The following is a 16,023-nucleotide window of genomic DNA, read 5'->3' on the forward strand; positions in this document are numbered from 1 at the left end:
TAGGAGGCCACTTCCGATGCGCTTGCTGTTGAGCACCATGACTGTTGTCGCGATCTTGATCGCAACTTCTGCGGCGGCGGAGTTCACCAAGGTGGACAGCCAGCAGGAGTTTGTTTCCCTCATTTCCGGCAAGGAGCTTCGGCGTCCGTTTGTGAAGCTGGAAGTGTCGCCGCAAGGGGATATCTCGGGCGTTGGTGCCGCATGGGCAGTCAGCGGAAACTGGACATGGCGCGAAGGGTATTTCTGCCGGGATCTCTTCTGGGGTGGCGATCCGCTCGGATATAATTGCCAGGCTGTTGAGGCGCATGACAACCGCATCCGCTTCACGTCCGACAAGGGGCGTGGCGATTCGGCGGAATTTCGTCTCAAATAATCTATATCGCCGCCTGATCCAAAGGCATGCGCTGCGCGCGTACGACATGCGCCCGTTCCGGGCAATTGGCGCCTTTATCTAGGCGGATTGATCAGAAATCGACCGCGAGGCCTTTCTTTTCCCAATCGCCATAGCGCACGGGTTCCGGGCCGTCCCGCCCACCCAGTTCGGTTGGCAAATCAAGCGCTTTGGCCTTTTGTCGCCGGTCCTCAGCCTCTGCCAGCGCCCGCTGTGCGGCGGGTGGGAGCTTTGTTTTATCCTGCGGTCTGTGCGCGTCGTCTGGCATTGCTACATCTCTTTGATCTGCCACCTTGATATACGCCGCTCTTTGGCGCAGACAACCCGCCAGCATTCAATGGAGCCTTGTACATGTCCGATACCGGCGTTCCCGCCCGAAAAAGGGCGGTCTACCTGCTCGACCAGATCCTTGGGGAGGGGCGTCTGATGTCAGAGCTTCTGGGCGCAGGCGCGCTGGAGGCGCTGCCGGTGGCAGATCGCGCGCGGGCGGCACGGTTGGCGCAGGATACCCTGCGCGGGCTGGAGCGGGCAGACCGTCTGCTGCAGAAACACCTGTCGAAATATCCACCGCTCACCGTGCGCAATGCCCTGCGGGTTGGCACGGTGGAGCTGTGTCAGGGCCAGGCGGCGCATGGTGTTGTCAATGCGATGGTCGAACTGGTGGCGCGTCACAAAAGGTTGGGGCATCTGAAAGGCCTGACCAACGCGGTATTGCGTAAAATTGCCGCCGAGGGACCGGAGGCATGGGAGGCGCTGCGTGCGCCGCGATTGCCAAAATGGTTGCGTGGGCCGCTGGTTTCGGCTTGGGGGCCGGAAGCGATGGTGGCGATGGAACGGGCGCATTTTGCGGGAGCGCCGCTGGATTTGACCGCCAAAGGCGATGCGGCGGCAGTCGCCGCAGCCACCGGCGGCGCGGTGTTGCCCCATGGGTCTGTGCGGATTGTAGACGCGGGGCAGGTGTCCACCATGGCAGGTTTTGAGGCAGGCGACTGGTGGGTTCAGGACGCGGCGGCGGCCCTTCCCGTGCAGGTACTGGCGCCTCAGCCCGACGAGATGGTGCTTGATCTCTGCGCCGCGCCGGGCGGCAAGACAATGCAACTGGCCGCTGCCGGGGCGCGGGTGACGGCGGTGGACGATTCTGCCGGGCGCATGTCGCGGGTGACAGAAAATCTCAAACGCACCGGGTTGACGGCAGAGTTGGTTGTGCAAGATGCGCTGGCACACGCGGGCTCCTACGATGCGATCCTTCTGGACGCGCCCTGCTCCGCGACCGGCACAATCCGCCGCCACCCTGATCTGCCCCACGCCAAGGATGGGTCCGAATTCGGGGCCTTGATCGATTTGCAAGGTACCTTGATCGATCACGCGTGGAGCTTGCTCAAACCCGGCGGCAGAATGGTGTTCTGCACCTGCTCACTTTTGCCCGATGAGGGCGAGGTGCAGATCGATGAGGCGCTGTTGCGCCATCAGGATATGCACGTGGACACGGCGGCGCTGGCTCTGCCAGGTGTCGAGAAGGACTGGCACACCGCTGAGGGCGGGCTGCGTCTGCGTCCGGATTATTGGGAAGAACTGGGCGGCATGGACGGGTTTTATATCGCTTGTCTGCGCAAGTCTGCATAACATCCGGCCTGCCGCTTTGTATCATGTGATCCACCAAATATAATGCGGTGACTCAAATCAGCCTTCGGGTTAACATGCATCAAAGCGCCGTCAGAGCGTCCTCAGGCAGAGAACCCCATGTCCGAAAACAGAAGTTTTGCCGCCCGCAAGGTGCATTTTCTAAACCGCTGGCATGCCGCAAAGGCAGGCAGGATGCGCGCACGAGCGGTCGGATTCGTCTCTTCCCCTGAGCCGCGCACCATCGGCAGCTTTGCCAAGGGGCGACAATTACTGGCGGGAAACTTCCTGTTTGCGGGCCATCTGCTGGAGCATAAGGACACTGATCTTTGGGACCTGCCCGCGCCGAATGCGGATTACGAGCAGGAAATTCATGGGTTTGCCTGGCTGGACGATCTGGCCGCAGTTGGAGATTTGCAAGCCCGCGCGGCGGCGCAGCGCTGGCTCTGGAGCTGGATCGAGCGCTACGGTCGGGGCCGTGGACCAGGCTGGACGCCGGATCTGACCGGGCGGCGGCTTATCCGCTGGATCAACCATGCGCTCTTCATGCTGCGCGGCAATGATGCACCGGACAGCGACGCCTTTTACCGCAGTCTGCACCAGCAGACTCATTTCCTGGCCAAGCGCTGGCAAGGCGCGGCAAGCGGTTTGCCTCGTTTCGAGGCCCTCACCGGGTTGATATATGCGGGGCTCTCGCTGGAGGGGATGGAAAGCATGGCCGTGCCAGCGGTCAGGGCACTGGCAAAGGAATGTCATACCCAGATTGACGAGCAGGGCGGGCTGCCGACACGGAACCCTGAAGAACTATTGGATGTCTTCACACTTTTGTCCTGGGCCGCCGCTGCTCTATCCGATGCTGGGCATGCCGCGCCGCCAGAACATCTGGAGGCGATCGAGCGTATTGCGCCCACATTACGCACCTTGCGTCATTCGGATGGCGGGCTTGCGCGGTTTCACGGTGGAGGTCGCGGGCCCGAGGGCTGGCTGGATCACGCGCTGGCACAAGCCAAGGTCAAGACGCGCCAGCCCGATGGCTTATCGATGGGGTTTGCGCGCCTCTCTGCCGGGCGCACCAGCGTGATTGTCGATGCCAGCAAGCCACCGACAGGGCGCGCGTCCTACAATGCCCATGCTTCGACACTGGCGTTGGAACTAACTTCCGGGCGACGACCTTTGGTGGTCAATTGCGGCTCTGGCCGCTCCTTCGGGCCGGATTGGCGGCGGGCGGGCCGTGCCACGCCGTCACATTCGACGCTGTCGCTGGATGGATACTCAAGCGCGCGACTGGGGGATGCGGACAGGTCCACAGGCCGCGAAGAGTTGATCGAAGCGCCAACCAAGGTGCCGATCGAGATTGGTCATGTCAGCGACGGGTTGCGGTTTCAGGGAGGGCACAACGGGTTTGTCGCCACGCACGGTCTGACACACGCACGTACGTTGGAGATGACATTTGATGGCCGCGCCATGGCCGGTGAGGACATGTTGCTGGCGCTGGATGATGCGGAAAAGCGGCGGTTTGATCTGGCGCTGGACGCGACCAAACTACAGGGTATCGCCTTTGACATCCGGTTCCACCTGCATCCGGAGGTGGATGCGACGCTGGATCTGGGTGGGGCTGCCGTTTCCATGGCGCTGAAAAGCGGTGAGATTTGGGTGTTTCGTCACGATGGGGGGCAAAATCTGACGCTGCAGCCGTCGGTCTATCTGGAAACCGGAAGATTGAAGCCCAGAGGCGCAAATCAGATTGTTCTTTCGGGCAAGGCTATGTCATACGCCACGCGTGTCCGCTGGTCTCTCTCCAAAGCGCAGGAAACTGCGATTGGCATCCGGGATCTCAGCCAGGATGCGCCTGACCTGACCGACGAGCCTTAAAGGACCCTGCCCATGACCGATCTCGCCCCGCTGCGCCGCGCCCTGCTTTCCGTATCCGACAAGACCAGGCTGGTGGATTTCGGCAAGGCGCTGGCGGCGAGAGGGGTGGAACTGCTCTCCACCGGCGGGACGGCGAAAGCACTGCGGGACGCAGGGCTTCAGGTGCGCGACGTCGCCGAGGTGACCGGATTTCCCGAGATGATGGATGGGCGGGTCAAGACCCTGCACCCGGTGGTACACGGCGGTCTGCTGGCGCTGCGGGACAATGACGATCACGTGGCGGCGATGGAGACGCACGGCATCGGTCCCATCGACCTGGTGGTGGTGAACCTCTACCCCTTTGAGGAGACCGTGGCCAAGGGCGCGGGCTACGCCGAAGTGATCGAGAACATTGATATCGGTGGCCCCGCGATGATCCGCTCGGCGGCGAAGAACCACGGGTTCGTGACAGTGGTTGTGGATGTGGAAGACTATGATGCCGTACTGGCGGAACTGGACGCGCACGACGGGCAAACCGGCTACGCGCTGCGTCAGCGTCTCGCTCAGACAGCCTATGCACGCACAGCGGCCTATGACACGGCTGTCAGCACGTGGATGGCGGCACAAGTGGGGGGAACACCGCGCAGACGGACGTTTGGCGGGACACTGGCGCAGACCCTGCGCTATGGCGAAAACCCGCATCAGGCCGCGGCTTTCTACACCGATGGCGACGGTGCGCCCGGCGTGGCCACAGCCAGGCAGCATCAGGGCAAGGAACTAAGCTACAATAACATCAACGATACCGATGCGGCCTTTGAGCTGGTGAGCGCCTTTGATCCGGCGGAAGGTCCGGCCTGTGCGATCATCAAACACGCCAACCCCTGCGGTGTTGCGCGGGGTGCCACGTTGACGGAGGCCTACACGCGCGCTTTTGATTGTGATCGCACGTCGGCCTTTGGCGGGATCATCGCGTTAAACCAGCCCTTGGATGCTGCAACGGCGGAAGAAATCACCGGTATTTTTACCGAAGTCGTGATTGCGCCCGGCGCTGACCAGGGCGCAATGGATATTTTCAGCCAGAAGAAGAACTTGCGTCTGTTGACCACATCCGGCCTTGCGGACCCGCGCGCAGCGGGGCTGGCCGTGCGGCAGGTGTCCGGCGGATATCTGGTGCAGGACAAGGATGTGGGTCATGTGGGTCTGGATGACCTGAAGGTGGTGACCAAACGCCAGCCGTCGGAGCAGGAGATGGCCGATCTGCTGTTTGCCTGGACCGTGGCGAAACATGTGAAATCGAACGCGATCATCTACGTGAAGGACGGGGCCACCGTTGGAGTTGGTGCCGGGCAGATGAGCCGGGTGGACAGCACGCGGATTGCCGCCCGCAAGGCACAGGATATGGCGGAGGCGATGGGCCTGCCCGCGCCGCTGACCCAAGGATCGGTCGTGGCGTCGGATGCGTTTTTTCCCTTTGCCGATGGGTTGATCACGGCAGCAGACGCGGGTGCAACCGCGCTCATTCAACCGGGCGGGTCGATGCGGGATGACGAGGTGATCGCGGCGGCGGATGACGCCGGGATCGCCATGGTCTTTACCGGCATGCGCCACTTCCGCCACTGAGAGAGGAGCCGTCATGCGTGCCCTTGCTCTGGCGGCCCTGATCGCCTTTGTCATCGACCAGCTCAGCAAGTATCTGGTGATCCATGGGATGGAGTTGTGGCGTGTCCGCGCCATCGATGTGCTGCCGCCGGTGCTGAATTTTCGCTATGGCGAGAACCGGGGCATCAACTTCGGCCTTTTTGGCGATGCGTCGGACGCCAGCCGGTGGGTCCTGATTGGGCTGGCGGTTGTGATCTGCGCGGCGGTTCTGATCTGGGCATGGCGGCAGGAGCTTGGGTTTTGGGCGCAGGTTGGTGCCGGGTTCTTGATCGGCGGGGCGCTGGCCAATGTGCTCGACCGGTTGATCTATGGCTATGTGCTGGATTTTCTGAACATGTCCTGCTGCGGGATCGAAAACCCCTTTGTGTTCAACTTGGCGGATGTGTTCATTTTCGGGGGGGCCATCGCATTGGTTTTCCTGTCACCCGATCCCAAGGACGCACCGAAAAAAGGCCAGTGACATTGCCTGCTTGCATGGCGTATCAAAAGGCAGACCGCGAGGAGACCTGACATGAGCCGTATTTTGGCCCTCATCCTGATCACAGCATGCGTTGGCGCCTGCGCCAATACCGGGCTGCGCGATCTGCGGTCGAACACGCGTGGGCCCGATGAATTCATCATTGAGCCAAAGGCGCCGCTGCAGACGCCCGATGATCTGACCAGCCTGCCCGCGCCCACGCCGGGTCAGGGCAATCTGACCGATAATGATCCGCTGTCTGATGTGGTGGTGGCACTGGGCGGTCGTCCGTCGAACGCAACCGCGGTGCCTGCCACGGATGGTGCTTTGGTCACAGCGGCCAGCCGGTTTGGCGTGACACCGAACATCCGGCAGAACCTTGCCGAAGAAGATGCGGATTTCCGCCGCAGGCAATCGCGGTTCACGCAGTACCGCCTGTTCCGCGAAGACCGCTATCTGCAGGCCTACCGCCGTCAGGCGCTGGACGCCAGTGATGTGGCGGAGCGGTGGCGTCGTGCCGGGGCCCGAACGCCGAGCTATCCGCCGAACTGATCACGGTGCGCAAGCCGCGCACCTCACTTTCGTGACAGCGTGACTTGAACCGCGCGGCTTGGGACGTATTTCTTGCCCAGACCCGATGTGCTTGACCTTTAGAAGGACAGATCATGATCCGACTGCCTGCGCTTGCTGCCATCCTTTCGTTTCTGCCCGGTCTGCTGACCGCGAATGACGAGGCCGTGACGACTTTTGTTCTCGACAACGGGATGCAGGTTGTGGTGGTCGAGGATCACCGGGCCCCGGTTGTGCAGCATATGGTGTGGTACCGGGCAGGCTCCGCCGATGAGCCCAAGGGATCGTCCGGTGTGGCGCATTTTCTGGAACATCTGCTCTTTAAGGCCACCGACACGTTGGAAGCCGGTGAGTTGTCTGCGACCGTCGCCCGTAATGGCGGGCGGGACAATGCCTTCACCTCCTATGATTACACCGCCTATTTTCAGCGGGTTGCCGCGGATCGGCTGGAGCTGATGATGCGCATGGAAAGCGACCGGATGCGCAATATTCGTCTGACCGAAGAGAACATCGAGACCGAGCGCGATGTGATCATTGAGGAACGCAACCAACGCACGGAAAACAACCCGAACGCGCTTTTTGGCGAACAGATCGCAGCGGCGCAATACCTCAACCACCGTTACGCCGTGCCGATCATCGGCTGGATGCATGAGATGCAGACGCTGGATATGGAGGACGCGCTGGGATTCTACGAAATTTACTACTCTCCCAACAACGCGATTCTGGTGGTGTCGGGCGATGTGACGCCCGAAGAAGTGCGCACATTGGCAGAGAAGTATTACGGCGTGATCCCTGCAAATCCTGACCTGCCAGAGCGTATTCGCACCGAAGAGCCACCGCAGACCGCTGAGCGCCGGTTGATCTTCCGCGATGCGCGCGTCGCGCAGCCCTATGTGCGCCGGTCCTATCTGGCGCCGGAACGCGATCCCGGTGCGCAGGAGAAGGCCGCCGCGCTCACCTTTCTGGCGGAGATTCTGGGGGGTGGTACGACATCCTACCTGACGGACGCGCTGCAGTTCGACACACAGATTGCGACGTATTCCGCGGCTTTCTACCGTGGGGTTTCGCTGGATGACACGACGTTCAACCTCATCGTTGTCCCCCGCCCGGGTGTCAGCCTGCAGGAGGCCGAAGACGCGCTGGATGCGGCGGTGGCGCAATTTTTGATCGATGGCGTGGATCCGGAACAGCTGGACCGGATCAAGCTGCAGATCCGTGCCGATCAGATCTATGCGCGGGATGATGTGGACCGGATTGCCAACCGCTATGGTCAGGCGCTGTCGTCGGGGCTGACCGTAGAGGATGTGCAGGCGTGGCCGGATGTGCTGGAGGCTGTGACGGCTGAGGATATCATCGAAGCCGCCCGCGATGTGTTTGATAAACGGGCCTCGGTCACCGGTTGGCTGATGCGTGAGGAGGTCACCCAATGATCCGCTTTTTCCTGTCGATTTGTATTGTCATCGGTTTCGCGCTGCCCGCCTCAGCGGAGGTGGACATCAAGGAAGTGACATCCGACGCGGGGCTGACCGCCTGGCTGGTGGAAGACCACTCCATTCCCTTCGTGGCGCTGGAAATCCGGTTCCGGGGCGGTGCATCTCTGGATGCGCCGGACAAGCGCGGGGCCATCAATCTGATGACGGGGCTTTTGGAGGAGGGTGCGGCAGATATGGACGCGCGCGATTTTGCGCGATCTACCGAGGCGCTGGCGACCTCTTTTGGCTTTGATATCAGCGACGATTCGCTTTCGGTCTCGGCGCGGTTCCTGACCGAAAACAAGGAGGCATCTGTCGCCTTGCTGCGGGCGGCGCTGCAAGAGCCGCGTTTTGATCAGGATGCCATTGACCGCGTGCGTGAACAGGTTTTGTCGGGCATCCGGTCAGACGCCAAGGATCCGAACGAGATCGCGTCGCGGGCCTTTGACCAGATCGCCTTTCCCGGGCATCCCTATGCCACATCGCTCAGCGGGACAGAGCAAAGCGTTGCGGCGCTGACCCGGGATGATCTGCTGGCCGCGCACCGCGCGGTGCTGGCGCGGGACCGGATCTATATCGGGGCCGTCGGGGACATCACGCCGGAGGAGTTGGGCGTGCTGATGGATGATCTGCTTGTGGATTTGCCGGAAACCGGTGCGCCGATCCCGCCGCCTGCAGAGGTTCAGATCCCCGGTGGGGTGACGGTGGTCCCCTTCGACACGCCACAATCCGTGGCGATTTTCGGCCATGGTGGTATCGCACAGGACGATCCGGATTACTTCACCGCGCTTGTGCTCAACCAGGTTCTGGGCGGTGGCGGTTTCGAGAGCCGCCTGATGGATGAGGTCCGGGAGAAACGCGGTCTCACCTATGGTGTCTATTCCTACCTGCTGGCCAAGGATCTGGCGGAGGTTTACCTGGGGTCGGTGAGTTCGGCCAATGACCGGATCGCAGAGGCGATTGAGGTGATCCGTGACGAATGGGCAAAAGCTGCCGTAGAGGGTCTTACCCAGACCGAGCTGGATGATGCGAAGACGTACATGACCGGCGCCTATCCGCTGCGCTTTGACGGGAACGGGCCGATCGCGCAGATCATGGTGGGTATGCAGATGCTGGGCCTGCCCATTGACTACATCGCGACCCGGAATGATCGTGTGGAGGCGGTCACGCTGGAAGATGTGCAGCGTGTGGCGGCCGATCTGCTGGACCCTGCGGGGCTCCACTTCGTTGTTGTGGGCCAGCCCACCGGGCTGGAGAGTACGCCCGCAAACTGAGCTGCCGTTACCAGAATGAGGCGCTGACGCGCCACGCCATGTCCTCGACCCGGTTGGGTCGAGTGCTGTCGCCTCGGTCAGGCGTCATTCGCCGTAGGGCACCCAGATGTTCTTGATTTCCGTTGCCGCTTCAAGGAACTCATGTCCTTGACCAGCGGTCCCCATCCAATCACGAGCCAGGCCGTGATTGACCCATGTGCGTTTGAGATTTGCGGCACTGGCTTTTTCGATCTCTCCTGAGAGCGATCTTGTCCCGAAGCTCCAGACCGCGTCGATGTCCATATGGGCGGCCATGGGAGTGGCGACATCTCCCTGCAGACCCGTCAGGATGTTCACCACGCCCGCCGGGACGTCTGAGGTTTCCAGCACCTGGGTGAAATCCGTGGCGGCCAGCGGGTAGGGGTCCGAGGCGCTGAGGATGACCCGATTGCCCATGGCGATGGCGGGGGCCATGCAGGAAATCAGCCCGAGGAGTGGGGCTTCACTGGGGCAGAGTGCGCCGATCACGCCCACCGGTTCCTTCATGGCGAGTGCGACACCGCGGATCGGCACGCCATGTACCTTGCCGTCGTATTTGTCTGCCCATGCGGCATAGGTGAAGAGGCGATTGATCGCGGCCTCGACTTCTTTTGCGCCCTGTTTTCCCCCCATCATATCGTCGAGGTGGCGGGCGAACTCATCCGCGCGGGCGGAGAGGTTTTCACCGATGTAATAGAGGATTTGCGCACGCAGGTGGCCTGTGGTTTTGGACCAGCCTTTCGCGGCATGGGCGGCTTCGACCGCGTTGCGGACATCCTTGCGGTTGGCAAGCGAGGCGTGCCCCAGCAGCTTGCCGGATTTGGCCCAGACCGGTGCGGAATAGCCGCCGTCCGGGCGGGCCTGTTTGCCGCCGATGTATAGTTTTGCCGTGCGGTCTATCGGGTCGGTGGGCGCGCCATCCCCTTGATTGGGCTGGATGTCCTTGAGGGGCTTTGGCGTGCCTTTAACTCTGGTGTAGCCAGACAGACCTTCCCAACCGCCCTCGCGGCCGAACCCGCTTTCCCGCACCCCGCCAAATCCGGCGGCGGCGTCCATCAGGTTGGTGCCGTTGACCCAGACGATGCCGCTGGCCAGTTTGGGCGCGATGTCGAGCGCGAGGTTGATGTTCTCGCTCCAGACCGTGGCGGCAAGTCCGTAGCGGCTGTTGTTGGCCAGCGCGACGGCGTCATCCGGTGTGCGGAAGGTGGTGGAGACGAGCACGGGGCCAAAGATTTCTTCCTGCATGAGCGTATCGGCAGGGTTCAGCCCGGTGATCAGCGTGGGCGGATAGAAGGAACCTTCGGAGGGTAGTTCGGTGGCCGCGACATGCGTCTCGCCCGCAGTGTTGGCCGCGACCAGACCGGCGATGGCGTTGAGCTGCACCGGATCGACGATGGCGCCGACATCGATGCTTTTGTCCAGCGGGCTGCCGACGCGCAGCTTGTCCATGCGGGCGCGGAGTTTGGCGTAAAACACCTCTGCCACCGGTTCGTGCACCAGAAGGCGTGAGCCCGCGCAACAGACCTGACCCTGATTGAACCAGATCGCATCGACAAGGCCCTCGACGGCGGAATCCAGATCGGCGTCATCGAAGACGATGTAGGGGGATTTCCCACCCAGCTCGAGGCTCAGCGCCTTACCGGAGCCTGCGGTGGCCTCGCGGATACGGCGCCCCACGGCGGTGGATCCGGTGAAGGCGACCTTGTCCACCTCCGCGGCCACGATCATCTCGCCCACGGTGCCATCGCCGGTCACGATGTTCACCACGCCCTTTGGCAGGCCAGCCTGACGGCAGATGTCTGCAAAGAGCAGCGCGGTGAGCGAAGTGTATTCCGCCGGTTTCAGCACCACGGTGTTGCCCATGGCCAGCGCGGGCGCGATTTTCCACGCCAGCATCAGCAGCGGGAAGTTCCACGGGATGATCTGACCGCAGACACCCAGCGCTTCGCGGTCGGGCAGTTCCTCTTCCATCAGCTGCGCCATGCCCGCATGGAAATAGAAATGCCGCTGGGCCAGGGGCACATCAATGTCGCGGCTTTCCCGGATCGGCTTGCCGTTATCCAGCGTTTCCAGCACGGCAAAAAGGCGGCTGTGTTTTTGCAGCAAACGTGCGAGCGCATAGAGATAGCGTGCGCGGCCCGGTCCGCCCAAGGCCTCCCACTTGGGCTGTGCCTTGCGCGCGGCCTTGACCGCCGTATCCACATCGGCCTGCGTGGCCTGTGTCAGCGTCGCAAGGACCTCACCGGTGGCGGGGTTGCGGCTGTCGAAGCCTTCGCCGGGTTTGGTAAAGGCCCCGTCGATGAAATGGCCAAAGCGGTCCCCCTGATCCACCAGCCACGCCAGGGCTTCGGCAGCACTTTCCGGGGCGACCCCGTAATCCATCGTTTCAAAAATCTCGGAGATGGTCATGGCACATGGCCCTTTCGGTCGTATCAGCTGGTCGGGTGGCGATAGCTGGCGGAATAATTGCCGGTCACATGGTGTTCGAGCTGCCGTTCGATGTCATTGAGCAGCGACGAGGCTCCAAAGCGGAAGAGGTCGGGCTGCAGCCAGCGGTCGCCCAGCTCCTCCTTGATCAGCGCCAGATAGGTGATCGCATCCTTGGCTTTGGAAATCCCGCCCGCCGGTTTGTAGCCGACGCGAAAGCCGGTACGCTCGAAATAATCCCGGATCGCGCGGATCATCACCAGGGTGACGGGCAACGTGGCATTCACGCTTTCCTTGCCGGTCGAGGTCTTGATGAAATCGGCGCCCGCCATCATGCAGATCATCGAGGCCCGCGCGACATTGCGCAGCGACCCCAATTCACCGGTGGCCAGGATTGCCTTGACATGGGCGTCACCACAGGCCGCGCGGAAGGCGCGCATCTCGTCATAGAGCGCCTGCCAATTGCCAGACAACACGTGGCGGCGGGAGATCACGATGTCGATCTCTGCGGCTCCGGCCTTGACGCTTTCTTCGATCTCGGCAAGGCGCAGGTGAAAAGGTGACAGGCCCGCAGGGAAACCGGTGCTGACGGCGGCCACGGGAATGCCCGATCCGTTCAGGGCACGCACCGCCGGCGGGATCATCTCGTGATAGACGCAAACAGCACCGGTGGTGATCGGGCCCATGCCCATTGCATCCAGCAGGCTTTGCGCAATGGGTTGCCGGGCCTTGGCGCAGAGCCGCGCCACACGGTGTTCGGTGTCATCGCCGGACAGGGTGGTCAGATCGATGCAGGTAACTGCGCGCAAGAGCCACGCGGCCTGATGCTTTTTCTTGACGGACCGCCGCGCGGGCAGGCTGGCTGCACGGCGTTCAATGGCGGAGGTGTTGGCCTGAAGGCTGCGCACCCAGTCCAGATCCAACGCCATGCCGGGATTGCGCGGTTCGGTGACCTGCGGCAACTGGTGGCTTGCGGTCGCTGTTTGTGTTGTCTGGCTGAGCATCGCGGCACTCCTGAACCTGCGGGACTGCAAAGTCGCATGGCCCGTCAGGCTTGGCAAGAACCGGCACGCCGCGTCACGCGCGCAATTGCTGTTGAAACTTCAGCTGCCGCGGTATGTCGAATACCCGAAGGGCGAGAGCAGCAGTGGCACGTGATAATGGCTTTCGCTGTCCGAAATCCCGAAGCGGATCGGAATGCTGTCGAGAAAGCGCGGCTCTTCCGGCGCGACACCACTGGCGATGAGGTAGGGCCCGGCTTCAAAGATCAACTCGTAGACGCCCGTCTCGAACCTGTCCTTGCCGAGGATTGGTGCATCCGTGCGGCCATCCGCATTAGTGACCGCCTCAGCAATTTTCCGGTGGCTGTTGCCGGAAACACGGAACAGCAGGATGCGGAGCCCTTCCGCCGGGCAGCCGCGCGCCGTGTCGAGAACATGGGTGGTCAGATATCCCTCGGGCATTGGCGCGTTTCCTGCTGGTTCACCCGCAACCTGCCCGGCCCAGATACGAATTGCAACGGCCCGCAACCCGGTATTGAATGGTGCGGCAGGCACAGGAGTTCGTTTGTGAAACGCTATCCCCGGGATTTTTCAGGCTATGGGGCCAATCCGCCAGATGCGCAGTGGCCCGGCGGTGCCCGGATTGCCGTGCAATTCGTGCTGAACTACGAGGAAGGTGGCGAAAACTGCCTGCTGCACGGGGACGCCGCGTCAGAGGCATTTCTCTCCGAAATCGTCGGCGCGCAGCCCTGGTCAGGACAGCGGCATTGGAACATGGAATCGATTTACGACTATGGCGCGCGCGCCGGGTTCTGGCGGCTGCACCGCCTGTTTACCGGCGCGCACGTGCCGGTCACGGTCTACGGTGTGGCCTCGGCGCTGGCCCGTGCGCCCGAGCAGGTTCGCGCGATGCAGGAGGCAGGCTGGGAAATCGCCAGCCACGGGCTGAAATGGATCGACTACAAGGATCACTCCGAGGCCGACGAGGCGGCGGATATGATGGAGGCGATCCGTTTGCACGGTGAGGTCACCGGCGAAAGCCCGCGTGGCTGGTACACCGGGCGCTGCTCCGAGAACACGGTGGCGTTGGCGGCTAGGACGGGGCAGTTCGAATACATCTCGGATACCTATGATGATGATCTGCCCTATTGGCGCAAGATCGGGCGGCGCAATCAGCTGATCATCCCCTACACGCTGGATTGTAACGATATGCGCTTTGCCACGCCGCAGGGGTTCAACTCGGGGGATCAGTTCTTTGCCTATCTGCGCGACACCTTCGATGCACTCTATGCCGAAGGCGCAGTGGGGGCGGCCAAGATGATGTCCGTCGGGCTGCACTGCCGGTTGATCGGCAGGCCCGGTCGGGTGCAGGCGCTGAAACGCTTTGTCGAATATATTCAGGGCTTTGAGGGTGTCTGGTGCCCCCGGCGGATCGAGATTGCGGAGCATTGGCGCAAAGTACATCCGCCAACGCGCACAGCGCGGCCCTCGGCGCTGAAAAAAACCGATTTCATCGAACGGTTTGGCGGTATCTTTGAGCATTCTGAGTGGATTGCGGAACGCGCCTATGAGCTGGAGCTTGGGCCCGCGCATGATACGGTCACCGGCGTGCACTCCGCACTGGCGCGCATGTTTCGCAGCGCCACGGTGGAAGAGCGCCTGGGCGTCTTGCGGGCGCATCCCGATTTGGCGGGGAAACTGGCGGCCGCCAAACGCCTGACCGCCGAAAGCACAGAGGAACAGGCCAGTGCCGGGCTCGACGCGCTGACCGACAAGGAACGCAAGGACTTTGAGAAACTGAACGCCGACTACGTCAAGAAACACGGGTTTCCCTTCATTATTGCTGTGAAAGACTACGACAAAGCGAGCATTCTGCGCGCTTTCCAGCGGCGGTTGGAACATGAGACGGACGCGGAATTTGACGAGGCCTGTCGTCAGGTGGAACGCATTGCCGAGATCAGGTTGGAGGCGCTTTTATGAGCTATGCATTTCCCCCGGGCGGGCTGCCGGATCAATCCGTACACCCCGAAGGCACCGCGATTTTCACTGAAAGCTACGCGGTCCTGCCCGCCGTCACACAGCGCGATATCGTCACCAGCTTTCTGCCGGAATGGGCAGACACGCGAGTCTGGATTCTCGCCCGCCCGCTGAGCGGTTTTGCAGAAACCTTTGCGCAATACGCCGTCGAGATTGCCCCGGGAGGTGGATCGGATGCGCCAGAACCGGACCAATCCGCACAAGCCATCCTTTTCGTGGCCGAGGGAGAGGCGACCCTGACCGTGGAAGGCAATGAGTACGCGCTGAAACCGGGGAGCTATGCCTATATCGCCCCGGGGGATTTCTGGACGCTGTGGAATGACGGCACGGCGCATTTTAGATGTCACTGGGTCCGCAAAGCCTACCAATCCGCCAAAAATATCGAAGCGCCCAAAAGCTTTGTCACATCAGACCAATCCGTTGCTCCGACGCCCATGCCCGATTGCGGTGGTGTCTGGGCGACAACCCGTTTCGTGGACCCGGTGGATTTGCGCCATGATTGCCACGTGAACATCGTGACGTTTCAGCCGGGCGGGCGCATCCCTTTTGCGGAAACCCATGTGATGGAACACGGGCTCTACGTGCTACAGGGCACCGCCGAGTATCTTTTGAACAAGGATTGGGTCACCGTGGGGCCGGGGGATTTCATGTGGCTGCGTGCCTTTTGCCCCCAAGCCTGCATCGCCACGGGCTCCGAGCCCTTCCGTTACCTGCTCTACAAAGACGTGAATCGTCACGTGCGCCTGTGAGACGGGAGATCCGCTGCGCACCGCTGACCGCAGAAGCCTTTGCGCCCTATGGTGATTTGCTCGATTGCAGCGGCACACCCGACAAGATGATCAACGCAGGGCTCTGCGGGCGCTACCATGACCGCGCCAGGCTTGATTTCGGTGAAGGTGGTCGCGCAGGCATCAGCCTGTTCCATGCCGAGCCGCGCGCTCTGCCCTACACGCTTGACCTGATGGAACGGCACCCGGAAGGCAGCCAGGCCTTCATCCCGATGACGGATCAGCCCTTTCTGGTGACCGTCGCCCCGGACGCGGGTGGCAAGCCGGGTGCCCCTCGGGCGTTTCTGACCGCCCCCCATCAGGCGATCAACTTTCACAAGGGCACGTGGCACGGGGTGCTGACCCCGCTCGCCGCGCCCGGAATTTTTGCAGTTGTGGACCGGATTGGGGAAACGCCGAACCTTGAAGAAGTTTTGCTTGATCCGCCCTATCGCGTGGTTCCATAACCGGTTGAGGCC

At 62.1% G+C, this 16,023-nt stretch carries 15 protein-coding genes; 11 read left to right on the top strand and 4 right to left on the bottom strand.

Annotated elements, in window-relative coordinates:
* The first annotated feature begins 16 nt into the window (after positions 1–16).
* Positions 17–373, top strand: coding sequence for a dihydrodipicolinate reductase (locus Q1A52_RS05395; RefSeq protein WP_300011836.1), 357 nt, complete (start codon positions 17–19; stop codon positions 371–373).
* Between the two features lie 91 nt (positions 374–464).
* Here the strand turns inward: Q1A52_RS05395 and Q1A52_RS05400 are convergent, their stop codons facing one another.
* A complete protein-coding gene (locus tag Q1A52_RS05400) occupies positions 465–659 on the bottom strand; it encodes a DUF1674 domain-containing protein (protein WP_300011839.1) in 195 nt (64 codons plus the stop codon).
* 83 nt (positions 660–742) lie between these two features.
* Between Q1A52_RS05400 and Q1A52_RS05405 the strand changes: the two genes are divergently transcribed.
* The 7 genes from Q1A52_RS05405 (at position 743) to Q1A52_RS05435 (ending at position 9,294) form a co-directional block, all read left to right on the top strand.
* Positions 743–2,014, top strand: a complete 1,272-nt coding sequence (locus tag Q1A52_RS05405) for an RsmB/NOP family class I SAM-dependent RNA methyltransferase (protein ID WP_300011842.1) — start codon at positions 743–745, stop codon at positions 2,012–2,014.
* 117 nt (positions 2,015–2,131) lie between these two features.
* The gene (locus Q1A52_RS05410) at positions 2,132–3,883 is read left to right on the top strand and encodes a heparinase II/III family protein (protein WP_300011845.1); all 1,752 of its coding nucleotides are present in this window, start codon (positions 2,132–2,134) and stop codon (positions 3,881–3,883) included.
* A gap of 12 nt (positions 3,884–3,895) precedes the next feature.
* Positions 3,896–5,482, top strand: a complete 1,587-nt coding sequence (gene purH / locus Q1A52_RS05415) for a bifunctional phosphoribosylaminoimidazolecarboxamide formyltransferase/IMP cyclohydrolase (RefSeq protein WP_300011848.1) — start codon at positions 3,896–3,898, stop codon at positions 5,480–5,482.
* A gap of 13 nt (positions 5,483–5,495) precedes the next feature.
* The gene (lspA, locus tag Q1A52_RS05420; RefSeq protein WP_300011851.1) at positions 5,496–5,981 is read left to right on the top strand and encodes a signal peptidase II; all 486 of its coding nucleotides are present in this window, start codon (positions 5,496–5,498) and stop codon (positions 5,979–5,981) included.
* Positions 5,982–6,032: 51 nt separating this feature from the next.
* Complete coding sequence (locus tag Q1A52_RS05425) at positions 6,033–6,530, top strand: DUF3035 domain-containing protein (protein ID WP_300011854.1); 498 nt, start codon at positions 6,033–6,035, stop codon at positions 6,528–6,530.
* Between the two features lie 113 nt (positions 6,531–6,643).
* Positions 6,644–7,978 (top strand): pitrilysin family protein, encoded by a 1,335-nt coding sequence (locus tag Q1A52_RS05430; protein ID WP_300011859.1) that lies wholly within the window; start codon positions 6,644–6,646, stop codon positions 7,976–7,978.
* Positions 7,975–9,294, top strand: coding sequence for a pitrilysin family protein (locus tag Q1A52_RS05435; RefSeq protein WP_300011862.1), 1,320 nt, complete (start codon positions 7,975–7,977; stop codon positions 9,292–9,294). Before Q1A52_RS05430 ends, Q1A52_RS05435 begins: the two co-directional genes overlap by 4 nt.
* 84 nt (positions 9,295–9,378) lie before the next feature.
* Here the strand turns inward: Q1A52_RS05435 and Q1A52_RS05440 are convergent, their stop codons facing one another.
* The 3 genes from Q1A52_RS05440 to uraH form a co-directional block, all read right to left on the bottom strand.
* Positions 9,379–11,721, bottom strand: coding sequence for an aldehyde dehydrogenase family protein (locus tag Q1A52_RS05440; RefSeq protein ID WP_300011866.1), 2,343 nt, complete (start codon positions 11,719–11,721; stop codon positions 9,379–9,381).
* Positions 11,722–11,744: 23 nt separating this feature from the next.
* Complete coding sequence (deoC, locus tag Q1A52_RS05445; protein WP_300011868.1) at positions 11,745–12,743, bottom strand: deoxyribose-phosphate aldolase; 999 nt, start codon at positions 12,741–12,743, stop codon at positions 11,745–11,747.
* A gap of 99 nt (positions 12,744–12,842) precedes the next feature.
* A complete protein-coding gene (gene uraH, locus Q1A52_RS05450) occupies positions 12,843–13,202 on the bottom strand; it encodes a hydroxyisourate hydrolase (protein WP_300012200.1) in 360 nt (119 codons plus the stop codon).
* 105 nt (positions 13,203–13,307) lie between these two features.
* Here uraH and puuE point away from each other — a divergent pair, with 105 nt between their 5' ends.
* Genes puuE through Q1A52_RS05465 form a run of 3 tightly spaced genes read left to right on the top strand, consistent with a single transcriptional unit; the run spans position 13,308 to position 16,011 of the window.
* Positions 13,308–14,720 carry an allantoinase PuuE gene (gene puuE, locus Q1A52_RS05455; protein ID WP_300011871.1) on the top strand — a complete coding sequence of 471 codons (1,413 nt, stop codon included), beginning with the start codon at positions 13,308–13,310 and terminating at the stop codon, positions 14,718–14,720.
* Positions 14,717–15,526 carry a bifunctional allantoicase/(S)-ureidoglycine aminohydrolase gene (locus Q1A52_RS05460; protein WP_300011874.1) on the top strand — a complete coding sequence of 270 codons (810 nt, stop codon included), beginning with the start codon at positions 14,717–14,719 and terminating at the stop codon, positions 15,524–15,526. Before puuE ends, Q1A52_RS05460 begins: the two co-directional genes overlap by 4 nt.
* The gene (locus tag Q1A52_RS05465; protein WP_300011877.1) at positions 15,523–16,011 is read left to right on the top strand and encodes an ureidoglycolate lyase; all 489 of its coding nucleotides are present in this window, start codon (positions 15,523–15,525) and stop codon (positions 16,009–16,011) included. Before Q1A52_RS05460 ends, Q1A52_RS05465 begins: the two co-directional genes overlap by 4 nt.
* The last annotated feature ends 12 nt before the right edge of the window (positions 16,012–16,023 follow it).

It is taken from the genome of uncultured Roseobacter sp., assembly GCF_947488185.1.
Lineage (GTDB): Bacteria > Pseudomonadota > Alphaproteobacteria > Rhodobacterales > Rhodobacteraceae > Roseobacter.

Coding starts and splice junctions, on each gene's coding strand:
- Q1A52_RS05395 (WP_300011836.1), top strand. CDS start 17: ATGCGCTTGCTGTTGAGCACCATGACTGTTGTCGCGATCTTGATCGCA.
- Q1A52_RS05400 (WP_300011839.1), bottom strand. CDS start 659: ATGCCAGACGACGCGCACAGACCGCAGGATAAAACAAAGCTCCCACCC.
- Q1A52_RS05405 (WP_300011842.1), top strand. CDS start 743: ATGTCCGATACCGGCGTTCCCGCCCGAAAAAGGGCGGTCTACCTGCTC.
- Q1A52_RS05410 (WP_300011845.1), top strand. CDS start 2,132: ATGTCCGAAAACAGAAGTTTTGCCGCCCGCAAGGTGCATTTTCTAAAC.
- purH (WP_300011848.1), top strand. CDS start 3,896: ATGACCGATCTCGCCCCGCTGCGCCGCGCCCTGCTTTCCGTATCCGAC.
- lspA (WP_300011851.1), top strand. CDS start 5,496: ATGCGTGCCCTTGCTCTGGCGGCCCTGATCGCCTTTGTCATCGACCAG.
- Q1A52_RS05425 (WP_300011854.1), top strand. CDS start 6,033: ATGAGCCGTATTTTGGCCCTCATCCTGATCACAGCATGCGTTGGCGCC.
- Q1A52_RS05430 (WP_300011859.1), top strand. CDS start 6,644: ATGATCCGACTGCCTGCGCTTGCTGCCATCCTTTCGTTTCTGCCCGGT.
- Q1A52_RS05435 (WP_300011862.1), top strand. CDS start 7,975: ATGATCCGCTTTTTCCTGTCGATTTGTATTGTCATCGGTTTCGCGCTG.
- Q1A52_RS05440 (WP_300011866.1), bottom strand. CDS start 11,721: ATGACCATCTCCGAGATTTTTGAAACGATGGATTACGGGGTCGCCCCG.
- deoC (WP_300011868.1), bottom strand. CDS start 12,743: ATGCTCAGCCAGACAACACAAACAGCGACCGCAAGCCACCAGTTGCCG.
- uraH (WP_300012200.1), bottom strand. CDS start 13,202: ATGCCCGAGGGATATCTGACCACCCATGTTCTCGACACGGCGCGCGGC.
- Q1A52_RS05460 (WP_300011874.1), top strand. CDS start 14,717: ATGAGCTATGCATTTCCCCCGGGCGGGCTGCCGGATCAATCCGTACAC.